This window comes from Lachnoclostridium sp. Marseille-P6806, assembly GCF_900625025.1.
Taxonomy (GTDB): domain Bacteria; phylum Bacillota; class Clostridia; order Lachnospirales; family Lachnospiraceae; genus CAG-791.
The window spans coordinates 307,860-332,008 of sequence record NZ_LR130574.1; the positions used below are offsets into that span (position 1 = coordinate 307,860).

At 54.6% G+C, this 24,149-nt stretch carries 21 protein-coding genes, 1 tRNA gene and 2 pseudogenes; all 24 read right to left on the reverse strand.

From position 1 onward, the window contains the following. Positions 1 to 66 precede the first annotated feature (66 nt). Complete coding sequence (locus tag E0E20_RS01305) at positions 67 to 1,515, reverse strand: DUF1593 domain-containing protein (RefSeq protein WP_130836265.1); 1,449 nt, start codon at positions 1,513 to 1,515, stop codon at positions 67 to 69. 227 nt (positions 1,516 to 1,742) lie between these two features. Continuing rightward, complete coding sequence (locus E0E20_RS01310) at positions 1,743 to 3,101, reverse strand: MATE family efflux transporter (RefSeq protein WP_130836482.1); 1,359 nt, start codon at positions 3,099 to 3,101, stop codon at positions 1,743 to 1,745. 129 nt (positions 3,102 to 3,230) lie between these two features. Continuing rightward, the gene (locus E0E20_RS01315) at positions 3,231 to 3,728 is read right to left on the reverse strand and encodes a shikimate kinase (protein WP_278045051.1); all 498 of its coding nucleotides are present in this window, start codon (positions 3,726 to 3,728) and stop codon (positions 3,231 to 3,233) included. Then, positions 3,725 to 5,674, reverse strand: coding sequence for a TRAP transporter permease (locus tag E0E20_RS01320; protein WP_330508649.1), 1,950 nt, complete (start codon positions 5,672 to 5,674; stop codon positions 3,725 to 3,727). The genes E0E20_RS01315 and E0E20_RS01320 overlap by 4 nt, the downstream gene beginning before the upstream one ends. 25 nt (positions 5,675 to 5,699) lie before the next feature. Continuing rightward, positions 5,700 to 6,677, reverse strand: coding sequence for a TAXI family TRAP transporter solute-binding subunit (locus E0E20_RS01325; RefSeq protein ID WP_242622601.1), 978 nt, complete (start codon positions 6,675 to 6,677; stop codon positions 5,700 to 5,702). Between the two features lie 13 nt (positions 6,678 to 6,690). Beyond that, complete coding sequence (locus tag E0E20_RS01330; RefSeq protein ID WP_130836267.1) at positions 6,691 to 7,293, reverse strand: cytidylate kinase-like family protein; 603 nt, start codon at positions 7,291 to 7,293, stop codon at positions 6,691 to 6,693. Positions 7,294 to 7,470: 177 nt separating this feature from the next. Then, a tRNA-Ser gene (locus E0E20_RS01335) sits at positions 7,471 to 7,558 on the reverse strand. A gap of 127 nt (positions 7,559 to 7,685) precedes the next feature. Next, positions 7,686 to 8,606 (reverse strand): 4-hydroxy-tetrahydrodipicolinate synthase, encoded by a 921-nt coding sequence (gene dapA, locus E0E20_RS01340; protein WP_242622602.1) that lies wholly within the window; start codon positions 8,604 to 8,606, stop codon positions 7,686 to 7,688. A 96-nt stretch (positions 8,607 to 8,702) separates the two neighbouring features. Then, a complete protein-coding gene (locus tag E0E20_RS01345) occupies positions 8,703 to 9,590 on the reverse strand; it encodes a dihydrodipicolinate synthase family protein (protein ID WP_130836269.1) in 888 nt (295 codons plus the stop codon). Between the two features lie 162 nt (positions 9,591 to 9,752). Continuing rightward, positions 9,753 to 10,832 (reverse strand): iron-containing alcohol dehydrogenase, encoded by a 1,080-nt coding sequence (locus tag E0E20_RS01350; RefSeq protein WP_165443930.1) that lies wholly within the window; start codon positions 10,830 to 10,832, stop codon positions 9,753 to 9,755. Between the two features lie 73 nt (positions 10,833 to 10,905). Further along, positions 10,906 to 12,198, reverse strand: coding sequence for a TRAP transporter large permease (locus tag E0E20_RS01355; RefSeq protein WP_130836271.1), 1,293 nt, complete (start codon positions 12,196 to 12,198; stop codon positions 10,906 to 10,908). Beyond that, positions 12,195 to 12,686, reverse strand: coding sequence for a TRAP transporter small permease (locus tag E0E20_RS01360; protein WP_165443931.1), 492 nt, complete (start codon positions 12,684 to 12,686; stop codon positions 12,195 to 12,197). The genes E0E20_RS01355 and E0E20_RS01360 overlap by 4 nt, the downstream gene beginning before the upstream one ends. 76 nt (positions 12,687 to 12,762) lie before the next feature. Then, positions 12,763 to 14,019 carry a TRAP transporter substrate-binding protein gene (locus E0E20_RS01365; protein WP_165443932.1) on the reverse strand — a complete coding sequence of 419 codons (1,257 nt, stop codon included), beginning with the start codon at positions 14,017 to 14,019 and terminating at the stop codon, positions 12,763 to 12,765. A 265-nt stretch (positions 14,020 to 14,284) separates the two neighbouring features. Further along, entirely contained in the window at positions 14,285 to 15,079 is a 795-nt protein-coding gene (locus tag E0E20_RS01370; protein WP_130836274.1) for an SDR family NAD(P)-dependent oxidoreductase, read from the reverse strand. Positions 15,080 to 15,253: 174 nt separating this feature from the next. Continuing rightward, on the reverse strand, positions 15,254 to 15,958 hold the full coding sequence (locus tag E0E20_RS01375) for a FadR/GntR family transcriptional regulator (RefSeq protein WP_165443933.1): 705 nt from the start codon (positions 15,956 to 15,958) through the stop codon (positions 15,254 to 15,256). A gap of 243 nt (positions 15,959 to 16,201) precedes the next feature. Continuing rightward, positions 16,202 to 17,119, reverse strand: a complete 918-nt coding sequence (locus tag E0E20_RS01380; protein ID WP_130836276.1) for a ketopantoate reductase family protein — start codon at positions 17,117 to 17,119, stop codon at positions 16,202 to 16,204. A gap of 149 nt (positions 17,120 to 17,268) precedes the next feature. After that, positions 17,269 to 17,970, reverse strand: a complete 702-nt coding sequence (locus E0E20_RS01385) for an LrgB family protein (RefSeq protein ID WP_130836277.1) — start codon at positions 17,968 to 17,970, stop codon at positions 17,269 to 17,271. 18 nt (positions 17,971 to 17,988) lie between these two features. After that, positions 17,989 to 18,366, reverse strand: coding sequence for a CidA/LrgA family protein (locus tag E0E20_RS01390; protein WP_130836278.1), 378 nt, complete (start codon positions 18,364 to 18,366; stop codon positions 17,989 to 17,991). 159 nt (positions 18,367 to 18,525) lie between these two features. Beyond that, positions 18,526 to 18,978 (reverse strand): hypothetical protein, encoded by a 453-nt coding sequence (locus E0E20_RS01395; RefSeq protein WP_130836279.1) that lies wholly within the window; start codon positions 18,976 to 18,978, stop codon positions 18,526 to 18,528. A gap of 12 nt (positions 18,979 to 18,990) precedes the next feature. After that, positions 18,991 to 21,036: a beta-galactosidase gene (locus tag E0E20_RS01400; protein ID WP_130836280.1), complete on the reverse strand. Its 2,046-nt coding sequence runs from the start codon at positions 21,034 to 21,036 to the stop codon at positions 18,991 to 18,993. Positions 21,037 to 21,093: 57 nt separating this feature from the next. After that, positions 21,094 to 21,301 (reverse strand): annotated as a pseudogene (locus tag E0E20_RS14720) (glycoside hydrolase family 3 N-terminal domain-containing protein); the annotation flags it as partial. A 129-nt stretch (positions 21,302 to 21,430) separates the two neighbouring features. Then, a pseudogene (locus tag E0E20_RS14725) lies at positions 21,431 to 21,913 on the reverse strand (fibronectin type III-like domain-contianing protein); the annotation flags it as partial. After that, positions 21,858 to 22,415: a glycoside hydrolase family 3 C-terminal domain-containing protein gene (locus tag E0E20_RS01415; protein ID WP_130836282.1), complete on the reverse strand. Its 558-nt coding sequence runs from the start codon at positions 22,413 to 22,415 to the stop codon at positions 21,858 to 21,860. The pseudogene E0E20_RS14725 and the gene E0E20_RS01415, both read right to left, overlap by 56 nt. A gap of 169 nt (positions 22,416 to 22,584) precedes the next feature. Next, positions 22,585 to 24,111 carry an ABC transporter substrate-binding protein gene (locus tag E0E20_RS01420; protein ID WP_130836283.1) on the reverse strand — a complete coding sequence of 509 codons (1,527 nt, stop codon included), beginning with the start codon at positions 24,109 to 24,111 and terminating at the stop codon, positions 22,585 to 22,587. Positions 24,112 to 24,149: the final 38 nt, after the last annotated feature.

Genomic DNA, 24,149 nt, shown 5'->3' on the forward strand with positions numbered 1-24,149 from the left:
CCGCGCTGCGCGCTCACCGCACAACGTCATCTATAGCGCAAAGACCGCACATGCGCAGGATCTGATCTACTGCACAGTGATCACCGCCCGGGCGTAGGCCGCCATGTACTCCGGATGTTCGCCCCTGGCGCTGTCTCTGCAGGTCACCATCAGATGAATCGTATCTCCTGCCGAAGCATCCTCCGGGACGGTAAAGCGCACAGTCCCGTCTCTTCCGTCCGCGCTCTGAGAGCTCTCCAGTCGGATCTCTTCCTGACCCCTATACCGGTCCGCCGCGGCGTAACGCCAGAAAGTCAGTCGCATCGCGTCGCCATCCGGATCCTCCGCACACACATGAAGCGTAATTTCTTCTCCCGCCCCGGCAGTCCGTTCGAGTCCTCCATCCACCTGCAACAAGGGACAGTGATTGGTCTGCAGCCGGTCCGCCGTCTGCGTCCAGGAAGCTCTTGCCGCGAAGTCATTCATCCAGTCTGCGATCCAACGGGACAGGGCATAAGCCTTTCCATCCACCTGCCCGCAGCTTTCATCCTCTGCACTCAGCCAGTAATCGGTCCTCGGATCAAAATCGTGCTCCGATGTTCTCTCGTAGCGGCCGCCCCAGCCTCCCCAGGAGGGATCCTCGAGAGATCGAAGCCCTCTGTCCAGGAGATACAGGAAAGACGGCGAATCTCCCTCGGAAATCATATCGTATTTTGTGTGCGGAACATGTCCCCACCAGTTGCCGGCAAGAAGATCCGGATTATCTCCAAATTGTGATCCCGGCTCTTCGCCGTCATAATGATGCCCGTCCCCCCAGGTATGGTAGCGGGCCATGAATGCCCCTTTGTCCAGGAGATGTTCTTTCATCCATGGCGCCGAAAAGCACTCCAGAGCCTCCACAGGGTCCCCTTTCGGGCCATACAGAAAAGCAACAGGAAGAATCGTCATGCAATGGATCATCTGCACATCCGGCCACACTGGGGAAATGTAATCTCTGTATGTATCGTCCTGGGTCACAATCATCACAATGACCAGAGTATCCGATACTTTCCGGCGGATCTTTCCCCAGTCCGCAGAGTCCCTGTATTCCTCCTCGATCGAACGAAGCGCCCGGGCCACAGTGCTCGTCCCTCCTCCAATCTGTACATAGAGCTTTCCCGGCTTGTCTTTAAGAATCGCTTCCCGGATCAGCTCAGACCCTTCTGTCACCTCCTCCATCTCCGACACCATGCGGACATTGCCGATCGCCACGATACTGCGGAGATAATCCGGATCCGGGTACGCCGGATCATGAGCCTTAAGATTCGGCCACACCTTTTCATAGTCATTGATATATTCATACATCCATGCCGGATCCGCCCAGCGCATCGGAGGAATCCCTTTCTCCGGGATTCCCTGATAATGGAACTTTGAGCCGGAATAGACGATTCCCTCCAGATCTATGTCGTTGGCATAGAGCAGCAGATGCAGGAACGTGTTCATATCATCGCATTCCCCATCATTGGTGTAGATAGTGCGCACTTTCTGTTGAGCCATCGTTTTCCCCCTTTGCTCCTTTCAATCCGGTTTCGTTAATACCCGTACCGTTTCGACGGGATTACCTTTTTCCCACAAGACATCCCTCAACATATCTGCTTCGTTCGCATATGTAAAAGAAATCTGGACTGGTGTTGATTCCGGCGGAAGCAGGACATCGGCGCCCCGCTCCGCATTTGCCTTGATAATGATCCTTTTTCTTACAGAATATTCTCAACGCTTTTCCCTTACATCTCTCTCGTGAGGTTCCTCACCCAGAGATATTTCCGGAAATGCAGCATCACCCAGGGGATCTTGCCCACCTCATCGAGGCAGGTACAGGCATAGACGACAAGCACGGGAAGATGCAGGACAAACGCGCCGGCAAAGGCCGCCGGGAGCGCGAAGCACCACATCGAAACCGCGAGCGAATACACATCGAACTTCGTGTCTCCGCCGCCGTCAAAGATGCCGTTGATCACCACGGTATTCACGCAGCGTCCGATCATGTAGACAGAGGTGATGACGAGCATTCCTACAAGGTAGCTCCGCGCTTTCTCCGTGAGTATCATGAAATGCGCGATGAGCGGCGTCGCGGCAAGAATCAGCCCCATCGTGAGGAAGCCGATCAGGAAAGAGAGGATGCAGAGCCGCTTGCCGTAGAGCTTCGCCTTTTCGAGCTTTCCCGCGCCCAGCTCATTGCCGAGAATGATCGCGCCGGCGCTGCTGATGCCGTTGCACAGGCAGCACATGAGATCACGGACGACCGCCGCCACAGAGTTGGCCGCCGCGGCGTCCGCCCCCATATGCCCCATGATCGCCGTATAGGAGGTGAAGCCCACGCCCCAGAGGAGCGACGCCCCGAGAATCGGAAAGGATATTTTGCGGAAATCCATATTCAGAAGCCGGTTTCGCCGCAGCAGACCGCGCAAACGGGGATGCAGAAAACCGCTCTGATAAGAGGAAACCACGCACCAGATGAGCTGGATCACCCGGGAAATGAGCGTCGCCAGCGCCGCGCCGTCTGCCCCCATGGACGGCAGCCCGAGCAGCCCGTAGATAAAGATCGCATTGAGCACCACATTGAGCACGACCGCACCGGAGGAAATCCACGCACTGCGGCTTACATGCTCGGAGATGCGCATCATGGTGAGGTAGCACTCCGAGAAACCGGTGAGCAGATACGACCACCCGGCGATCCGCAGATACCCCGCGCCGATGCGTGCAAGCTCCGCATCATTCGTAAAAAACAGCATCAGAAATTCCGGAAAAAACACGCAGGCAACAAAAAAGGCCGTGTCGATCAGCGTGATCATCCGGAGGATTCTGCAGAATATATCGTCCAGCGTCTTAAGATCCTGTTTCCCCCAGTACTGCGCTCCGAGTATCGACGCCGCACCCGTCTCCGCAAAGAGAAACATATTCATGACAAACTGCACCTGCGTCGCCAGAGAGACGGCCGCCATGGAGTTCTGATCGAGACGCCCCAGCATGACCGCGTCCGCAGCCGCCACCGAGGCCAGCATCAGACTCTGCAGAGCAATGGGAAGCGTGAGCGTGATCAGCTTCCGGTTAAAATTGTGATCGGTAAAAATACCCTCCCGCATCTGCATCTGACCCTCCATACCGCAGCGCTTTACGCAAAACACGAGCTCCCAAAGCCATACAAGCGATTTTAGGGCTGTGATCAACGGTGGTTCCGGCTTCAGAACCAATCACTGCACAAAATCCCTGCCTCAGCGTCGGATCACAGCAAGGAGCTTCTGCAGCGTCTCCTCCTGTGAACAACCCTTTTCATCAATCGTAATATCACTGTAACGCTCATACAGCGCCGTGCGCTCCTCATAGAGTCCGCGCTGCGTCTGTCCGGGCAGGAGAACAACGCCTCTCCTCCGGAAAGAGGAGCCCGTTCTTTTCCGCATCTCCTCAAACGAGATCCGGAGATAGATGCAGCGCCCGTTCTCTTTCAGACGGCGCATGGCCCGTTCTCCGTATACTGCGCTCCCGCCGGTCGAGATAACGGTTTTTTCCGCCTGTATGCCGCTCAGAATCTCGTCCTCCACACGGATAAATTCCTCCGGGCCGTCCTCGGCGATGATCTCCGAAAGAAGCTTTCCGGTGGTTCTCTGAATCAGCAGATCCGTGTCAAGAAAGCGGTATCCCAGATATTTTGCCAGCATGACGCCGATGGTGCTCTTGCCGCTGCCGGGCAGACCGATCAGAACATAATTCAATCCGCAATCCTCCGCGCCGTCGTCCGGCGTGCCGTCACAAGCTGCCACGAAAACGCCGCCGCAATAAGAACGAGTCCCGCCGCGTCCGTCACAAAATGCGGATCGATCAGCATGATCCCCCCGGCCGCGCTCATCACACGGACCAGCGGATTCATATACGCCCTGAGATACCCCTCCAGCGCCGCCGCGAGAGCAAAAATGCCGATGAACGACGTCACGCCGATCTGAACCACCTTTCCCGGCGTGGTGTCAATGAGCAGCATCGCCGGGCTGAAGCAGAAGACATACGGGACAATGAACACGGCAATTGCAAGCTTCGAGGCGTTGAGCGCGGTCTTCATAGGGTTGGACTTGGCAATCGCGGAGCCCGCGTAGGCCGCGAGAGCGACCGGCGGCGTAATGTCCGCAACGATGCCGAAGTAAAACACGAAGAAATGCGCGGCAAGCGCCGGAACACCCATGCGGATCAGAATCGGCGCACAGGTCGCCGCCATAATGCAGTAGTTCGCCGTCGTCGGGACACCCATCCCCAGAACAATGCAGCACAGCATCGTCAGAACCAGCGCGATGATGAGGTGGTTGTTCGCTACGGCAATGATGCCGTTAATAAGTTCATTGGCAAGCCCCGTCATCGTGATGCAGCCCGAAATGATGCCCGCGACGCCGCAGGCAGCCGCCACGGTGATCGTGCCCCGTCCGCCCGCTTCAAGCGCGTCGATGAGCTTGGACGGCGTGATGCGGTTCGCCTTGTCAAAGAGGCTCACGCCGATCGCCAGAAGAATGGCAAAGCTCGCCGCGCGCTGCATGGTCATGGCATTGCTGGACACCCACCAGACCAGCATGACGAGCGGCAGAAGAAGATAGATTTTGCGGATCAGCACGCGGAACACCGGAAGCTGCTCCTTCGGAACCCCTGCAAGACCCAGCTTCTTCGCCTCCAGATGCACGGAAATGAAAATGCCCGCAAAGTAAAGCACCGCCGGAAGCATCGCCCGCCCGATAATGCCGGAATAGGGAACGCCGACAAAATCGGCCATGAGAAACGCCGCCGCACCCATAATCGGGGGCATGATCTGCCCGCCTGTGGACGCCGCCGCCTCAACCGCCCCGGCAAACTCCGGACGATAGCCGGTTTTTTTCATCATCGGAATGGTGACGGAACCGGTGGTCACCGTATTGCCGACCGACGAACCGGACACCATGCCGCAGAGTGCCGAGGAAATCACGGCCACCTTGGCCGGACCGCCCGCATAGCGCCCCGCCGCACAGTTCGCCATCTGAATAAAGAAATCGGAAATGCCGGTTCTCTCTAAGAACGCGCCGAAAATAATGAATACGACAATGTATTTGGAGCAGACATTGACCGGCGTCGAGAAAATTCCCTCCTTGGTGTAAAACAGATTCCGCACCAGATAGCGGACACGGCCGAAAAATTCCGGATTCGTCAGTCCGTAGGCGAGTGCATAGATCAGAAAAAAGCCGGCCACGCACAGAATCGGGATGCCCACGCTCCGCCGCGTGACCTCGATCAGCGCCAGTATCCCTATGATGCCGATCACGATCTGATACGCCTCAAAGCGGGTTCCCTGCTGAATGATGCGGTTCGAGTTAAAGGTGAAGTACAAAAACGCGCCGGCTCCGAGCACCATCATCACGACATCGTACCGCGGCATGTGATTCGCCCTCTGCTCCCGCTTGGTCGCAGGGTACAGGAGAAAGCCCATCAGCACGATCATCGCAAGAAAAGAAGTCAGGCGGATCTCCTCCAGAAACGTGGCAAAAAGCGTGACATAGATGCACCAGAGAGAAAACGCCGCAACCAGATAGCGGATAACGGCGCGGGGCGTCCCCGTCCATTCTCTGAGGTTGCTCTCCCTGTCATATTTTTTCATCACCGCGGCAAGCTCCTGCTGCGCCGTGCGGTCTTTGTTTTTATCTGTATTCAAAACAAACCTCCGTCCGTCTGCGATGTCATTCCTCTGTGCGCACCGTAATCCCGTGCTCGGCATAGTAGCGCGCCGCCCCCTCATGGAACGGCGCCGCCATTCCCTCGGTCGCGTTTTCCAGCGAAAGCTCCACGCCCTTGGCATTTTCCGCCGCAATATCCTGCGCATGATCAAAGATTGCCGCCGTCATGCGGTAGACTGTGTCCTCATCGAGCTTCGCCGAGACGATCACCGTCGCCTTGACCGTGATCGTATTCACCGCCTCGGACTGCCCGGGGTAGGTCTCCGCCGGAATCTCCAGCGGTGCATAGTAGGGGCAGTCCGCAAGAATCCGATCCCGCAGCGCCCCGTCGATATTCACGAGATAAACGCCGTTCGTCGTCGCCAGCTCCGTGATCGCCATGGTCGGCGCGCCCGCGACGATAAAGGCCGCGTCGATCTTACCGTCCTTGAGCGATTCCTTGCTGTCCTCAAAGCTCTGATACTGGGGATTGATGTCGTCCAGCGGGATCCCCGCCGCCGTCAGAACGTCGACGGCGTTAAAATACACGCCCGATCCGGCCGCGCCGACCGAGACGCTCTTTCCCCGCAGATCGTCGACCGTGTCGATTTCGGGATTCATGGTGATAAGCTGCACCGTCTCGGCATACAGGCCGCCGAGAACCCGGAAATCATGCGTCGCGCCGTCGCTCTCAAAGGACTTGGTCCCGTCCCACGCATAGGCCATGACGTCCGACTGGGTGAAGCCGAGCTGAAAATCGCCGTCCTGCACGGACTGGATGTTCACCTTGGAGCCCCCTGTCGAGACCGCCGTCACCTTGGTATCCGCATAATTCGTGATATACTGCGCGATAACGCCGCCGTAGGAATAATAGGTTCCCGCCGTGCCGCCCGTGCCGAACATCATCCGCATCCTGCCGGCGCCGCACCCCGAGAGCACCCCTGCAAGCGCAAGGCACAGCACAGGCACTGTCGAACGCATCATGCCGCGTTTGATCTTCAATGGTATTTCCTCCTCACTTTCCCAGAATCGACACGAGAAGCTCCACACATTTCTCCGTGCCGATCGCGCCGGTGTCCAGACAGATGTTGTAATCCCGGTAATCGCCCATATCATGTCCGGTATAAGTCTTATAGTAGGTCGCCCGCGTATCGTCGCGTCTGCTGATGTATTTCCTGACATCGGCGATATTGCACTCTCCGAGCTCCCGCGCTCTGACGATCCGTTTTTCCATCGGCGCATAAAGGAAAATATCGAAGCTCGGCACACCGGCTGCACGGAGAATGATATTGGAGCAGCGCCCGACAAGAATACAGGGCTCTCCGGCTGCAAGATCAAGAATCACCTGCTTCTGCGCGCGGAAAATCCCGTCCGAGGAGCTGGTATAGGACACGGCGCTGTTGAGGATGCTGTTCATGATCCGCCCCGCGTGCGTCATGCTCTCTCCCTCGCGCTCGACATCCTCTGCCGAATATCCGCTTTTTTCGGCCGTTTTTTCGATAAATTCATTGTCATAATACGGAATCCCCAGCGCCTCGGTAAGTCCTCGCGCCACCGTCCGTCCGCCGGCTCCGTACTCTCTGCTGATCGTGATGACCGGTAAGCTGTTCTCTGACATATTTCCCTCTTTCCCGCGAGGCGAATTTCAGATTCGCCGATGCGATCTGCGACTCGGTGCCCCGCACCGATGTCGGAGTTTGAAAGGACTGCATCAGCAGGACTTTCAAACTTCCCCCTTTCAGACAAAAAACGGCGCTTCACAGGCTTTTCCTGCAAACCGCCGTCTTCTTATGCACGGAGGACATGGGATTCGAACCCACGCACCGTTTGACCGGCCTAACGCATTTCGAGTGCGCCCCCTTGAACCGCTTGGGTAATCCTCCATAACAAAAATGAATTTAACATATTTCATTTCAAATTACAAATACATTTGTCTGATTCCTGCCACAATTTCAAAGCAGAAAACGGCGTCAGGAAATCCCGCGCCGTTTTCCAATAGAAGAGAGCCGGTTACAGCTTGCCGATCTCTTTCAGGACGGCGTTGGTCGCTGCCATTTCCTCCTCAGTCGCAGGGGCCAGGGGAAGTCTTGCCGGTCCGAGCCGTATGCCGGATATTTCTTCGATCGCAGGCCTCATGATTGAGTTCGGAAGAATTCTCCCGTTCTGCCCGGTCGTCTTGCAGAAACGATAGATCGGAACAAACAGTTCTTTCGCTCTCTCGTTGTCGCCTTCTGCAAATGCCTTGAATATCTCGCGAATCTCATGGCCAAAGATGTGGGCTCCGCCGGAAACCAACCCCATAGCGCCCTGCACGATCGTCGGCAGAAGCATGATGTCGTCGCCGTTGTAGATGGCAAAATCCGGATCCACATCCTTTGTTGCAAGGAAGAAATCCGTAACCTGTGTCGGATTGATGCCCGCCTCGTCCTTTACGCCGACGATATTCGGGAATTCCGCCAGTCTGCCGACCGTCTCGGCCTCCATGTTGACACCGACGAAGATCGGGATATTGTACAGAACAATATCCGCCGCCGTGTTCTCCGCAAGCTTCTTAAAATGCAGGTAGATCCCCTCTTGAGTAGGCTTGTTATAGAAAGGACAGACAACCAGAACCGTGTCAATGCCGGCCTTTACCGCCTCATTGGTCAGAGCGATCGTTTCCCGCGTGGATGCACAGCCGGTTCCCGCAATGACAGGCTTGCGGCCTGCCGCCGCCTTGACCGCAGTTTGGAACAGCTTTACTCTCTCTTCGAAAGTACACAGACACGCCTCGCCGGTTGTTCCGGTTACAATGAGCGAATCGCACAGGTCATTCTCAATGACATAGTCGATCAGCTTCGCATAATTCTCATAATTGATGCTCTCGTCCTCATGATAGGGCGTGATGAGCGGAAGAAGAATCTGACCATACTTCTCAACAAATTTGTTCACAGCGTAACCCTCCATTTAGTATATTCGCTTTTTATACCATCCGCGGAGCAATCCGGCTCCGCAGGCAGCCGCTCCTTGCTGATGCAGCGCTCCTGCTTATTCTGCAAAGGCCCTGCGGATTTTTTCTTTATCCTCTTCCGGGAGATAGGTAATCGGACTTCTGCACAGTCCTACATGACGCCCTCTGCATTCCAGTGCATATTTCAGACGGATCGGGAACTGATTGCCGCCCAGACACTGCCATTTATCATACAGAGAATTCTGAATGTCCAGTCCTTCTTCATGCTTTCCCTCCCCGGCCAGCTTCCACATCCTGACACATTCCTCCGGAAATACAGAAAGAATGGCCGAGATCGCTCCTGCCGCTCCCAGTTCAAAGCAGCTGAAGATCATGTCATCCGTCGCCGCAAATACGCTTCCCCTGGCGCCGACTTTCATCACCTGTGCATACAGGGCCTGAATACCGTCCACGCTCTGCTTGATGCCGCGCACATATTCGGTCTCATTTACCAGTCTCTCAAACAGCTCCGGCAGGATTTTGTTTTGCGGAATGACGTTGTAGATGATGATCGGAAGCTGTACTTCTTTTGAAATGGTACTGTAAAAATCAAACATGCCCTCTTCGTTGGGAACCAGCACATTGTAAGCCGGAGGCGTCACCATAATGGCATCGGCCCCCGCTTCCCCGGCGGCCAGACCTGCCCGGACCGCGTCCCGGGTACAGGTGCGCATCACACCGCACACAACCGATTTCTCCTTGCCGCAGTGTTTCCCTGCGGTTGTCACCATCTTCTTCAGCTCTTCATCACAGATGGTCGGTCCCTCTCCGGTACTCCCGCTGACGCTGATTCCGTCTGCTCCCGCCCTCAGACACAGCTCCATCTCTGCTTCCAGCAATTCGTAGTTGATCTCTCCGTTCTCGTCAAACGGCGTGACGATCGGCGGGATGATTCCGCGGATTTCCTGTCCGAGTTTCTTTCTCATTATCCTTTTCGCCTCCCTCATACGAGATGCTTCGCTCTTTTTGTGTTATTGTATGATGTCTTACAATATTTGTCAACATCTCTCCCGTATATGACAATTTTATCGTCACTGATCCTTGGCGGCATAGTTCCTCCGTTTCGGGTATTTTTATTACCTGTACGCTTACAGAATCTGCTTCACCGCTTCTTTCAGCTTTGCTTTTCCCCCCTCTGTTATTACATTTCCCGCTTCCGCAATGGAATTCAGGTAGAGCGCAAGGCTCTCCTCCGACGTGTCGTAGCCGATTTCCGCGAGCGTCGTCGGCATATTCATATCCTTCATCAGCCGGCGGGTCACATCAATTTCCTCATCGGAATCTCCATTGAATGCCAGTTGCAGCAGAAGTCCCACTGCTACCAGCTCTCCATGCAGCCATCGGGCCGCTTTTTCCGTGTTCTCCGTCCTCATAAAGTCATAGGTCGCATGCGCCAGCGCAAGCTGTCCGGACCCATCCGCAAAACCGCTGACAATGGATGTGTGTAAAAGATTCGTCAGGATGCACTCTGTAAATCTTGCCGCTTTCTGCCGGTTTGCATAAACATCACGCCCCTCCCCGTACAAAAACTCGCAGAGCGCTTTGGAATTCACCAGCTGAATGTATTCCCGCGTCGTGCAGTCTTTGTAGGACAGGACCTTCTTCTGGTGTCCGCACTCGCCGAGTTTTGCAATGGAATCCAGAATTCCCGACGCAAACAGACGCGGAGGGGCCGTAGCAATCAGATTGTCATCGGCAATGCATACATCCACCTCTTTTTGCATATTGATGGCAGGGCGCCTCTGCCCCTTATCGTTGTACATGATGCACACCATCGAGGTCGGCACACAGGTCGCAATCGAGGTCGGCACCGTGACGACCGGAAGTCCGGACAGAACGGAAACCGCCTTGGCAAGATCAATGCACTTTCCGCCGCCCATTCCAACGATCGTGGTACAGCCGTCCCGAAGCGCCTCTCTGGCATACCGCCCGGCACAGGCTTTCGTGCACTCCCCCGTATGAACGATCAGCTTATGCGAAATTTCCGCAGAAATCAGGCTGCCCTCCGCCGCATTCATCACAATGGCACTGCCCTTGACTCCGCCGATCATCAGCGCTTTGCCGCCCAGCCTCCTGATCGTGGGAGCCAGAAGATCAATCACTCCCTCTCCGCCGAAATACTGGCCGCAGCCAACCTTTAAGGCTGATACATCCTCCAGCTTCATCATTTCCTTTCCTGCCGCAGTCCGTCCGCAGCACCGACACAATTCCTGTCCAGGAGTCATCTGGCTCGTTCTTTCCTTATGCGAATCCCAGAAGCTGCGGGATTGCCATCGTCAGCGCGGGGAACAGCGTCATCAGGAGCAGGGTCACCAGCGCAAGGAGGATAAGCGGCATCGAGGCTTTCACGACATTCTCGAGCTTAGCATGAGCCACATCGGCCACCGCGTACAGAACCACGCCGACCGGTGGCGTAATCAGCCCGATCGTCAGGTTAACAATGACGATAACGGCAAACTGAATCGGAGGAACATTGACGGCATACACAATCGGAGCCAGAACCGGAGCAAACAGCAGCACGGCGGAAGCCGTCTCCATCCACATACCGACGATCAGCAGGATAACGTTGACAATAAGAAGAATGACGTACTTATTGTCTGTGAGGGAGGTCATGAACGCGGCCAGCTTCTGCGGGATCTGCTCGGTTCCCAAGCCCCATCCGAATACATTGGAGAAACCGATGATCATGAACAGATTCCCGGTGGTCTTTGCCGCATTCCAAAGAGCATCCGTAATATCGCCGAAATGCAGCTTTTTGAAAACAAACTTACCGACGATCAGCGAGTACAGAACGGCAACGGCCGCGGCCTCGGTAGGGGTAAACCATCCCGCCGTGATGCCGATCAGAATAATAAGCGGCATGCCCAGCGCAATCAGCCCGTCCCGACGGATCAGGCGCCGCTCTTTTTTCGTATACTGCTTTTCATGCGCCGGAAGATTCAAACGTCTGGCATTCAGCGCAATATAGAGCATCTGCGTACCGGCCAGAATCAGTCCGGGAATGACACCCGCGTACAGGACCGCGCCGACCGACAAAGACATGGTGCCCGCGTACAGAATCGCAATGTTGCTGGGCGGAATCAGAGGGCTTTCAATCGAGGAGGCCGCCGTGATGGCACAGGCGAAATCTCTGGGATAGCCGTCCTCCTCCATCGAATCCAGCTCTACCTTTCCAAGTCCTGCGACGTCTGAGAGGGCCGCGCCGGAGATGCTTCCGAAAATGACGCTGGCAATGACATTGACATAGGCAAGACCGCCCCTGGCTTTTCCGATTCTTCCGATTCGCACAAAGTCAAACAGCTTGGAAGAAATTCCGGTCCGCACCATGATCTCAGCTGCCAGCATAAATAACGGCAAGGCCATTAGAGTAAAGGAATTCACGCCGGCAAACATCCGCAGCGGAATTGCCGTCAGATTTCCGGGATTCATCATCAAAATAAAGGTAATTGCGGTCAGCCCCATCGCATGAGCGATCGGAACGCCGATGATGACGCAGGCAACCAGAATAACGGTTGCAATCAGGATTTGTGTCATACTTCATTCCCTCCTGCGACGTCAATAATGATTCTGCCCGCCAGCTGAAGGCAGCAGAGAATAAAGCCCACGATGATCCCAAGCTGTGCATAGAACATCGGAACTCTGAGCGTTGCGCTGATCTGCCTCATGCCAACTTTCGGATATACTGCAATGGATAGGCAGGTTACCGTCGCCAGACAGACCATGACAGCAATCTTTATCAGAATATCCACTGTCTTATGTGCCTTTCCCGGGATTTTCTTGAGAACAAAATCCACTCCGACATTGTTCCAAAGGCGGATTCCGTGACTGGCCGCCATCATGGACAGCCAGATCATGGTGTATCTTGCAAATTCCTCGGTCCATGCAGGCGGTTTGATCGCCGGAATATACCGGGCAAATACCTGTATCAGTACGACCACCGTCATGACGAGCATCAAAGCCGTACAGATGATACGAACAAAATCGTCTATCATCTCCAGAAATTCATCCAGTGTCTTAACCATATTCCAATTCCTTTCCATAAAATGTAATCGGCGGCTTCTTCGGAGGAAGCCGCCGATTACATCCCCGTTCTGTCAATTACTTCTTTTCTTCGGGCTTCCTGTTCTTTTTCATTGCGAATGCCGCGAGCAGAACCGCGACCGCTGCGATAACCGCAAAAAGAATCGTAAGCGTATTTCCGGACCCGGCAGAAGTCTCAGCCGCCGCTGTTCCCAGCGCGGTGTCCGCTGCGTCGTTTGTTTCGGCGGAGACAGCAGCCGTTTCTGCGGAAGCATACGATACACGGCCCTGCCCGACACCGCCGTTGTTGACCGTATTCAAAAGCTCATCGACCAGTGCGGGATCTATATTCTCTTTCAGCCAGTCCACAACCGGCTGCTGGCTCGCATCGCGGAACGAAGCGATCTCGTCCTCGGTAGGGGTATATACCTGTACACCGTTTGCTTTCAGTGTTTCAACGGCTGCGCCCTCAGCCTGACGGCAGATGCCTCTTGCCGCAATGGAAGCCTCCCGTCCCGCCTGCAGGACTTTCTCCTGTGTCGCGGGGTCCAGCCCGTTATACCAGTCGTTGCTTATAGTCAGGAACGCAAGCCCGAGGAGATGACCGTCCAGTATGCAATACTTCTGAACCTCATCCAGCGATGCTCCCAGAGTCGTAATCGCCGAATTTTCCTGACCGTCTACGACACCGGTCTGCAAAGCAGAGTAGAGCTCCAGAAACGCCACCGGGGTCCCCGTCGATCCCATGGACTCCACCAGCTTCATGTAAACCGGGGAATCCATAACACGAAACTTCATGCTCTGCATGTCTGCCGCGCTCCTGATTTCTTTCTTGTTGTTGGTGAAGTTGCGGTAGCCGCCATTATCATAGGAAGCGATCACCCGAAGTCCGGTCTCATCTGCAATCTTATCAAACAGCTTCTGACCGAATTCTCCATCCAGAACGTCATATGCCTGCAGCGGGCTTGTGAACAAATATGGAATGGTAAATACCTGAATGTCCAATGCAAACGCTGACAGCGCTCCGTCTGCCGGTGTCGCCCCCTGCAGCGTTCCCGACTGTAGCTCTTCCAGATTGGACGCCGCGTCGCCGAGTGTTCCTCCCGGATACAGCTCTACGGAATACTCGTTTCCCGTCGATTTCTCAAAAGAAGACTGGAATGCCAGCATGGCAGCATAGGACGGATGGTTATATTCCTGATCGCCGATCTGAAGCGTCGGGGCATCTGTGAATGCGATCTTGACCGTTTTGCCGGGATCTGCCGCCGCGGCCGTTATGCCCGTTCCCCCAAAAACAACAGCCGCTCCCAAAACGCCGGCCAACAATTTTGCCATAAATCTTCTCATTTCATAACCCTCCTGTGCATTGACAAAAATTTATACATCAGACAATTTCTGTATGATGCCATACAATATGGTTATATGATACTACTTTTCATTATTCTGTCAAAATGTATTATTTCATAGATTCATTTCCATTTTTTTGTGCTCTTTGTATAAAAATAAGCTTCGCCGCCATTCTGAACCGACAGACAGCAAAACGGGGAAGCGGACCATTGTCCCTGCTTCCCCGTTTTGCCGTCCCGTTCTCTGAGCATTTTTATTTATCTTCCCCGTTCCGAAATCGCCATGGCATCCGGCAGTCCTGCACGGCAAATTTTCCTCCGCTGATTTCCACATCCACGCCCGTAATGTATTCCGCACGGTCAGAGGAAAGAAACACCAGCAGCGCCGCGAGTTCTTCGGGACGTCCAAGTCTTCCCACGGAAATGTTCCGGATAAAATCTTCCCGGTAATTGCAGATGCTCTGCTCGCTGATCGGCGTCATAATCATGCCCGGAACATAACCGACTACGCGAATCCCATACGGAGCCAGCGCCGCCGCCGTTGACTTCGTGAGATTGGAAACCGCCGCCTTGGTCGCCGCATAAATCACTCCGTTCGCATGCGGGATCCGTGAAGCGAAGCTGGATGCGTTCAAAATCACTCCGCCTCCCTCTTCTATCATGTACGAAGCCGCGAGGCGGATTCCGTCATAAACCGCCTGCAGATTTGTCGCCATCATTCGGTTCCAGTCTTCGTCTGTAAATTGCATGAGAGGCTTATCAATGGCAATGCCCGCGTTGTTCATCCAGATGTCCAGAGCGCCGAATTGCTTAAAGACATGCCCCGCGAACGCTCCCATTCCCCTGCGATCCGCGACATCACAGGCTTCCCAGTAAAACGGCCAGTCATTTTCCCTGAATTCCTCTGCAAGCTCCTGCAGCGGCCCCGGTCTTCTTCCGACCGCCGCGACAAGAACCCCCTCTTTGGCAAATTCCACCGCAGCCGCGCGTCCGATTCCGGTTCCGCCTCCGGTAATTACCGCTACCTTTCCCCGTAAATGAAGTTCCATCGGCCGCCCTCCTGCATATCCCCTCTCGGTCGGTTTATAATTGCATATTGTATGATGTCATATTATTCTTTCCGTTTTCTCTCGTCAATCCCTGCCTTGTTCTAATAAAGGAGGCTGCCGCAATGCGACAGCCTCCTTTATCCCTGTATGTATTCCCGATGATCCTGCCCGGTGTTACCTGCCTCTTTTGCGCTGCAGATAGTCCATATCGTTCTTGGTAATATTCAGATGATGAAACATCTCCTGCGCTCCCGCTTCGGGGTCTCTTTTATGAAAACATTCCAGGATCCTGCTGTGGGGAACAATGGCGTTGCGGTATACCGTATTATCCAAAAAGGACTCGCTGCGGTACTTCTTATTCCCGCGGCTGAGCTCTCTGTTTATGTTCACCAAAAGCTTATTCCCCGCGATCTTGATGATTTCCGAATGAAACAGCTCATCCAGCATAATCATCTTCGTCAGATCCTTATTGTCACTCGCTTCCACGAAAGATTTTAGAATTTCATCCAGCCCCTCAATCTGTTCATCGGTTGCGCGCTCAATGGCAAGGCGAGTCGCCAACGGTTCAATGGCCATCCTCACCTCAATAAAATCATAAAACTGCGCATCGGTTTCCGCGTACCACGAGCTCTCCTCCTCCATCGGGAGCTTCTTTGCCACAAACGCTCCCCGTCCCGGCAGAATTTCCACCATACGCAATGCCTGCAGAACCCGGAGCGCTTCCCGGACACAGGTCCGGCTGACCCCGAAATTCTCACACAGCTGCACTTCCGTCGGAAGCTTTTCTCCCTGCTTGTACTCTCCTGCCTGGATGCTCTCCCGCAGTTTTTTTACCACAGAATCCGTAATGGAAACTCTCTGTATTTCTTGCGATTTCATACAAATCCCCATGCCGAAGCGCTTTGTGCAAGGCACACGCCCCCAAATCCGCGCATGGATGCGAGCCGCTTCGCGTCTCATGCCCCTGCAAATTGTCCGATATGCATACGACTTCTTATAAGTGATTATATCGCATCGGCCGTTTTTTTGATACGTCCATTCGTCCATGGGACGATTTCCGCAAACAGCGTGATATCCCGCCCTTGCGGGAATAAAGCCCGGCCATCATCCGACGGTTTCCGTTCAATACTTGAATTTTCCGTCATTTTTCTCTTCCATGGCCCTGATCACATGATAAACCATCTCGGTACAAGGCACGGAAACGTCCTCTTCCCGGGCTTTCTCCATCAGGACACCGGCAAACATATCAATTTCGGTATGCCGTCCTGCATCCAGATCCTGAAGCGTTGAAAACCGTGTCGCCGCCGGACAGGTATCCCGCTTGTTTTTCAGCCGCCGGATATGAATTCCTTTCCTGGCTGCCACGGCCCGCACCTCATTTTCCAGCGTTCTGCAAAGATAGCCCATGTGCTCGCTGTCAAAATACGAAAGATACCCTGCTCCAATGATCGCCTGCGGCAGATTATATGCAATATTCAGACAGTATTTTGTCCAGATATCCGACATAATGTCTTCCATAAAGTTCAGGCGCACGCTCGTTCCCTCAAAAAGCCTCTCAATTGCCGCAATCCGTTCGGTTTTCTCCTGACAGTCTCTTTCGCCAAAATACAGTCCGCCAGTGTATTTGTGGTCAAATTCAATGACATTTCCTTTTCTCGCCGAACTGATGCGCATCAGAGAATACACAATATGACCCGTCCCGACCGCTTCTGCAACAATTTCCTCACTGTCAATTCCATTCATCGGGACCATAACGACCGTATGCTCTCCGGTAAGGGCGCGAATCACAGGGAGCGTCCCGCGCAGCGCGTGATATTTGACACATACCAGAACCAGATCTGCTGTGCCGAATTCTTCCGGCTCCAGAATATTGTCCCGATACACACGGCCATTGATCCTGACTCCGTCCCGACGGAGCCGCTCTTTTCTCTCTCCGTCTGCGATAATCGCAAAGCTCCTTCCCGGGCGGTCCGTCAGCCCCTCGATAAAATAGGCGCCAATCGCACCCGCTCCAATCAATGCAACACGCTGCAGTTCCATCGCGAGGAATCCCTCCTGTTATTCTCCTGTCAATCTATCGCTGCAAACCAGTTTTTCCCATTCCCGTCACATGAAGTCTACCATGATTCCCGACTGCTTGCCGAATTAATTCTGCCGCACCGCCGTCTCTATCGCTTTCCTCTAGATTTTTATATCAGCTGTGCAAAAAACGGACACAGCACCGCCGTCAACACCCCCGCTGCTGCAATCGACAAGCCGCTCATCGCTCCTTCTGTTTCTCCCATCTGGAGTGCGCGGCTGGTCCCCACTGCATGCGAAGCCGTTCCGATCCCGACGCCTTTGGCAATCGGATTGGTAATACGGAACCATCTGCAGACAGCTTCCGCCATGAGATTTCCGGCAATTCCCGTCAAAATGACAATCGCCCCGGTAAGTGCGGTAATTCCACCCAGCTCCGTGGAAACATCCATGGCGACAGCCGTTGTCACTGACTTCGGAAGAATCGTAACAAACTGCTCATGGGTCAGACGGAACACCGCCGCCATTACCCAAATACAAAAAAGGCTCACAAATGTTCCCGCGGCAATTCCGGCAAAAATAGCAGCCCTGTTTTTTTGCAGCAGCTCCCACTTCTCATAGAGCGGGATTGCCAGACTGACAGTTGCCGGAAGAAGCAGGTAACTGACAGGAGCAGCGCTTGCCTTATACTCCTCATATGGGATTTTCCCCGCAGAGAGAACCAGAATCACAAAAACACTTCCCAGCAGGAGCGGATTAAAAATGCTCTTACGGGCAATACGATTGATCAGCACTCCGGCCCCGAATGCAGCCAGTGTCAGGAGCACTCCCCACAACGAAGAAAATGATAAAAACTCGCGCAGCAGCTTCATCCGTTTCCCTCCTCAATTCTATTGTCTCATTTTTGACTTCGTTCTCTGTTCCGGCCTTCTTTCTGCCACCACCTGCGTCACCCGTCCTGCCGCGGCCATTACGGCTGCCGTGATCGGAATTACTGCGAGCCCGATCGGAACCGCCAATTCTCTCAGCTGTCCCCACAGGTTCATCACCCCGGCTGCTGCCGGGACAAACAAAATCGGAAAGATTCCCGTGAGAAAATTTCCCACCTCCCGAATCTCATCCAGACAGACGATCCCAAGCTTCAGGGCGGCAATCAGTAAAACCAATCCGTAAATGCTCGCCGGAATAGGGAACGGAAGCAGCCAGTGCATCATCTCTCCCAGAAAGCAAAAGGCCATCATGCGGATAAACTGAAACAAATATCGCATGGCTTCCCCTCCTCACGCAGACCATACTCCGTACAGAAAAGACAGCCCGGTTTCATGCCGAAGCTGCCTTTATTATAGCGTATCTTTTTTATTTTTGTATGATAATATTACAATTCTGTGTGTTGTGCTATTTCATAATTCGTTTTTTGTGCCGATTCACTAAAAATCTTCTCCCAAATATTTCTCTGCCATCTTCTGAAGCGCCTGATACTCCTCCTCTGTCAGCTCCTGCTCCGCCAGCTTTACCGCTCCCTCGACATCACCGCTTATCACCTTGCCGGTGATGTCCGCCACCTCAGATCCGTCCAGGTGGTTCTCCACAATCCCCGTCAGCGTCTCACGGTCCTCCTCCGACATGGACTCCATGCCCTGCCGGATCTGCTGTTTTGCGGACTCTTCCGAAATCAGGCCGCCGGATGACTCGGCAATCTGCCTTGCCGCACTGTCTGCCGCCGATTCCATAATCTGCGTTCCGATCCTCTTTGCCACCTGATGCTTCAGCGGTCCCGCAAACCACAAAAAGGCCGTTCCCGCGATCAGAACAATCAACAGCGTGAAAATAAAATTCCGAACCGGATGTGATCGTTTGTTTTCTCTTTTTTTATATGACATTTTTGACTCTCCTTATCCCGCCGCTCTCCTCCGGACCACCGCCAGATCCCATGGCTTCAGCGCCAGCGCATCGCCGTTCCTGACGGGAGCGCCTCCGAGGAGCTCCGTCCCCTCCTCTCCCTCATAGCGGATCGTTCGGCTTTCCGCGGAGTAATTGAAATAATAGACGATCTCATTTCCCTCCCCGTTCAGGCCTTTCCTTATGATGACAGGAAACGAAAGCGCCTGGTCAAGAAGCGACGGACAGGACAGCCCGGCGCCGGCCGCCGCGCCGCGAATCACATGGCGGAGCGCTGTGCCGTCAAGGCCGCAACCGATATAGGTCGCCGTCCCCGCGCCGAAAGCATGCCGCGTGATCGCCGCAAATCTCTCCCATGACGAGTGGTCGTACGAAGCGAGGATTTCCGTTTCCGCCGTCTCCGCGTTCAAAAGCTCCATGAAATGCCGGACCGCCGCGCCCTGAAGCTCCCCTTCGCGCGAGGCGAGCTTCACCTCTCCCGGGTAAGTGAAGTGGCTGTAAGAGATTCCAAAGACCTTTGCCAGCGTATGCGGGGTTTCATCAGACCATACCTTTATATTTTCATCCGCAAAGGCTGTCTTGAACGTCGCCAGCACATGACCGCCCCCGCGGACATAGTCCGCGATCACATCGAGAAGCTCCTGCGTCTCCGCATACAGGGCCGGGATAACCACAAGAGCATAGTCCGCAATATGCTCCGCCGCGTTCTGCGGAAACAGGAAGTCCGTCTCGAGATTCATCTCGTACAGTTGACGGTAGACCTCCATCAGCACGTCATTGTACTTATAGGGTTGGGGATCAAAGCTGTTTCCCACAATCGGAAACCAGTCAAGGGCCTTGAGCGCCGTGCTGCTGACGAGCACCGCCGCCCGGTTCGCTTTCCTCAGATTCACGAGCTGCGGTCCAATCGCCTGCCACTCCCTCCCCACGGCGCAGCAGGCGCGGTAGGTTTCATTTTCCTTAAAGTCATGCGAGAGCACGCCTTTCCAGTAAGTCTCGAACGCATTGTGAAGCGAATGCCAGTGCCAGTATTCCACCATATTCGCCCCGCTCGCCAGATGCGAGTAGGCCTGCAGACGGAGCTGCCCGTCATAGGGCAGCCATTGCGGGAAGCCCTGCGCCTGTGTCTCCAGCACGAGGTAATTGTCTCTCTTCACGGAGCGCGTCAGATCGCCGCCGAACGCGATCTCCATTCCGGTGAGCCCGTCCTGCGTCGGATGGTAGATATCCGTTCCGACGACGGTCATCGCCCTCGCGTCCTCGTACACATCCACCTCGCCGTTGAGGCCGAAAGAATGGCCAATCCAGTTAAAGTCGGTGTTATGCGTGATAAACTGATCCTCCCGCAGGTAGGGCTCCACGATCCGTCGCTGCCACATCAGGAAATCCGCGGCGAGCTTTCTCTGGAAGCGGTTGAATTCCGCCCCAAGGCTCCCGTTGATCGTCCCTCTCACATCCGGAAAATCCTCCCACGCGTTGATACGATTGCTCCAGTAGGAAAGACCGAACGCATCGTTCATCGCATCCAGATCATCCTGAAACTTTTCGCGCAGATATTTTACAAAGGCCTCCTGCACATTCGGCCCGGCCGTTCCGTACGCCTTCGTCTCGTTGTCGAGCTGCACGCCGATCACGTTGTCGTAACGGGCGCAGCTTTCCATCATTTTCCGGATCACGCGCTCGGCGTAATAAAGATAAACAGGACTGGTGATATCCATATTCTGTCTTGCGCCGTAGAGCCCGGGTCCTCGCCGCGTAACGGCAAGCACCTCCGGATGCGACTTCACCATCCATGTCGGAACCGCATAGGTGGGCGTGCCGAGGATCACGCGGATGTCCGCCCTGCCCATCGCCTCTATGGCCCTCGTCACATGTGAAAAATCAAATACGCCCTCCTGCGGCTCGTGACTGCTCCATGTGCTCTCGCCGATCCGGACCACATTCATCCCCGCTTTTTTCAACAGCCCAATGTCTTTTTCCAGCCGCTCATAGGGCATATATTCCTCATAATAGGCTGCACCGTACAGCAACTGATTCATGCCTCTTTCCTCCGTTTCTCCGGGACGCTCTCTCCGATCGATGTCCGTTTACATGTCCGCCGCCATCCTGCCGGACAGAAGCGGATCTTTGGAATAATATTCAAAATTGCGCCCGCAGAACGGATTGCGATGAATAAGCGAGCCAGAGTGTTATGCCGAATTCCACCAGCTCCTCTCCGACTGCCGCGCCGACACGGCGCAGAAGCCCCAGGTCCCAGCTCTGGGCAAGAGCTGTGCCGACCGGGAAAGCCGTCGTATACTGATAGCGCAATTCTCTGTCCCCTTTTCTGTCCGGTCCGTCACCCGTTCCATCCGAATTTTCTCTCTGCGGATAGCCGTCTTCCAGCGCATGAATCACGCCGACTGTCTCAGCCGAAGCAAACGAGTTCCCGACCATCATAACATATTCTCCCCGCGGCAGTGTCCACCCCGGAAGCGCTTCGTCAAACGCAGCAAGAGCATACAGCGGAAACCGGATTTCCACATCCTCCGTTTCTTCCGGTTCCAGCTCCTTTGTTTTTGCAAAACCGACAAGCCTCCGCAGCTCTCTCCCCTCTCCGGTCTGCGGACAGGAGACATAAAGCTGCGCCACCTCCCTGCCGGACATCACTCCGATATTCGTCACCGTAAGTCTCACTCCCGCGGACGGCATCTCTGTGCCAAGCTCATAGTGAGTAATGCCGGCAAATCGGATGGAAAACTCCGTATATCGAAAAGCCCACGAATCTGTAAGCTTCCCGGACGGAACCGCTGCTCCTGAAAGGATGTCCGCCACGGCATTGCCGGCCTCCATTCCTGGCTGATGTATATATAGAATGGCGTCAATACCCGTGAAGCGATCTGTAAAGGAGAGATCGATCAGCCCCCTCCCCCGCATTGCGGGCAATCACATATAACGCTGTATCCGTCTCTCCCTCACTGTCAGACTCGCGATCCGGAAGCGGACCGGCAGGCACTGAAAACGGTGTCTCAAAATAAGCACTCGCCGCGCCAATCCCCTGGTCCTCCATCACGTCCATCTTGGTCCAGACCTCATCCCGCCACTGTTCCCGCGCCGCGGCATAGGCTCTCTCGTAATCATCCAGCCACCTTGCCGTTGTGATCGGAAATCCGGCATTTTCGAGTCCCTGTCGGATGCTCACAACAGGGCGGGAATTGACATCGCCCAATCCGGTTCCCCCCTTTATGGTCCTTACCGCTCCTGCTCCATATAATGCAAGAGACTTTCCCGCCGTGAGCGGCAGGAGTTTTTTCTCATTTCGAAGCAGCACCATTCCCTCTGCTCCCGCCTGCCGGGCAAGCGCCCGGTGACGGATCTCGTATTCTCTTTCTTCCTCACTGACCGCGCCGGTCAATTTTCTGTCCAACGCTCTCATCATGCTTCTTCCCTCCTGAGAGGCAGTCCTTCTTCTGCCGCTTTCCCGCGGCTCTTATTATAATACCCTGCCTCAACGCCGGATCTGCGCTCTCTCCTCTATTTTCCAATACACAGGAGGGCTGGCGAAAATCGTCAGCCCTCCTGTGCAGATCATTGTTATCATTTCCCCCTTACTTTGACTGCGCTGCAAGATACTCATCCAGCTGTCTCTGGCACTCTGCCTGAACCTTGGTAATCCCTGCTGCCTCCATCGCCGTCCTGTACTCTGTCAGCGAAGCTTCCACGTCCTCCGTATAGCCCAGCTCCAGCGGCCATCCATACTGCTGGAACGCATTGGTACAGGCTGCTACCTCGGTGGTAATATTCGTGGTATCCAGCACAAATCCGGTAAATTTCTCTGTATTCCTGCCGGTCTCTATGCTCTTCTCCCACTCTGCGCGGACCTCATCATAATCTGCGGGGGTCCCGGCTGCATTGCGGTTGAGCTCCATGGTGCGGACCGCCCACATAGCCGACGTTGCATACAGATCATTGTCCAGAATTTTGAACTGTCCGTCGTCGTTCAGCTCATAGGATGTACCCAGCACACCGTAGAAAAACGCATCATAGGCTTCCTGATCCGTTGTGACCCAATTCCAGAGCGCCAGTGCCCTCTCCGGATTCTTCGCCGTATTGGAAATCACCATGCAGTCCTGCGTATAAGGAAGATGCGCCACATCGGAGGTCATCGCGCCGAATTTGAAGTTCCATTCCGGATGAAGCACTGCGTAGTTGGAGTATGTGTCGATGTTGTGGAGGCGAAGCGCCGCCTTGCCGTTCTGCGTCTTAGTGGAATCCGTGTCCGCCAGGGCCGATTTTGTCCAGAACCCTTTATCGGACCACGTTTTCATTTTCTCATAAAATTCCGCTGCTCCTTCCATATCGTAAAAAGGCGTAACGACCGGCTTTGCCTCAGACGGATTAAAATACAGATAACGAAGCCCGCTGTCAATATCTTTCCACCCGATGGAGCGCGTCCAGGTGAGAGAAAACTCAGGTCCCATGGAGTATTCGTCAATCGCTTCCATTTCCGGATGATTCGCCACGATATAATCCGCGAACTTCTCGATTTCATCAAAGGTATCAATCGGATCCGTCATACCCGCCTCCTCCGCTAGATCGCCGCGGTAAATCGCACCATAGGCGGTGTAGGTCGGGAGCAGCGTCGGCACGGCATAAAGATGACCGTCAATGGTCGCCTGCGAAAGCGCCGACTCCGACTGCAGAGCATAGTTGTCCGGCGCATACGCTTTCAGCATGTCATCGAGAGCCATAAACGCTCCCTTTCTTGCAAGATTTGAGAAATTGAGCCAGCCTGCGCAGTAAGCCATATCAAACGATTCACCCGAGGAGAAAAGCATCGGATACTTCTGCTGATACTCCGCCCAGCCGATCCAGTTGATTTTCAGCGTCGCATTCAGCTTCTCCTTGAGAAGTCTGTTGAAATTCTCATCCACGAGATCCTGCCCGGCGGGGCGGTCGCTGACCACATACATGGTAAGCTCCACCTCCTTGGACGTGTCGAGTGTCGAGAGATCCCCTTCCGCCGCAGGGGCTGTCCCGGATGCCGCTGCGGATGAAGCCGCATTTCCGCAGCCCGCAAGGAGCGAGGCTCCCATCGCCGCTGCCGCAATCGCTGCAATAACGTTCTTTTTCATAACTGTCAGTTCCTCCTGTTAAAATGATCAAGTGCCCG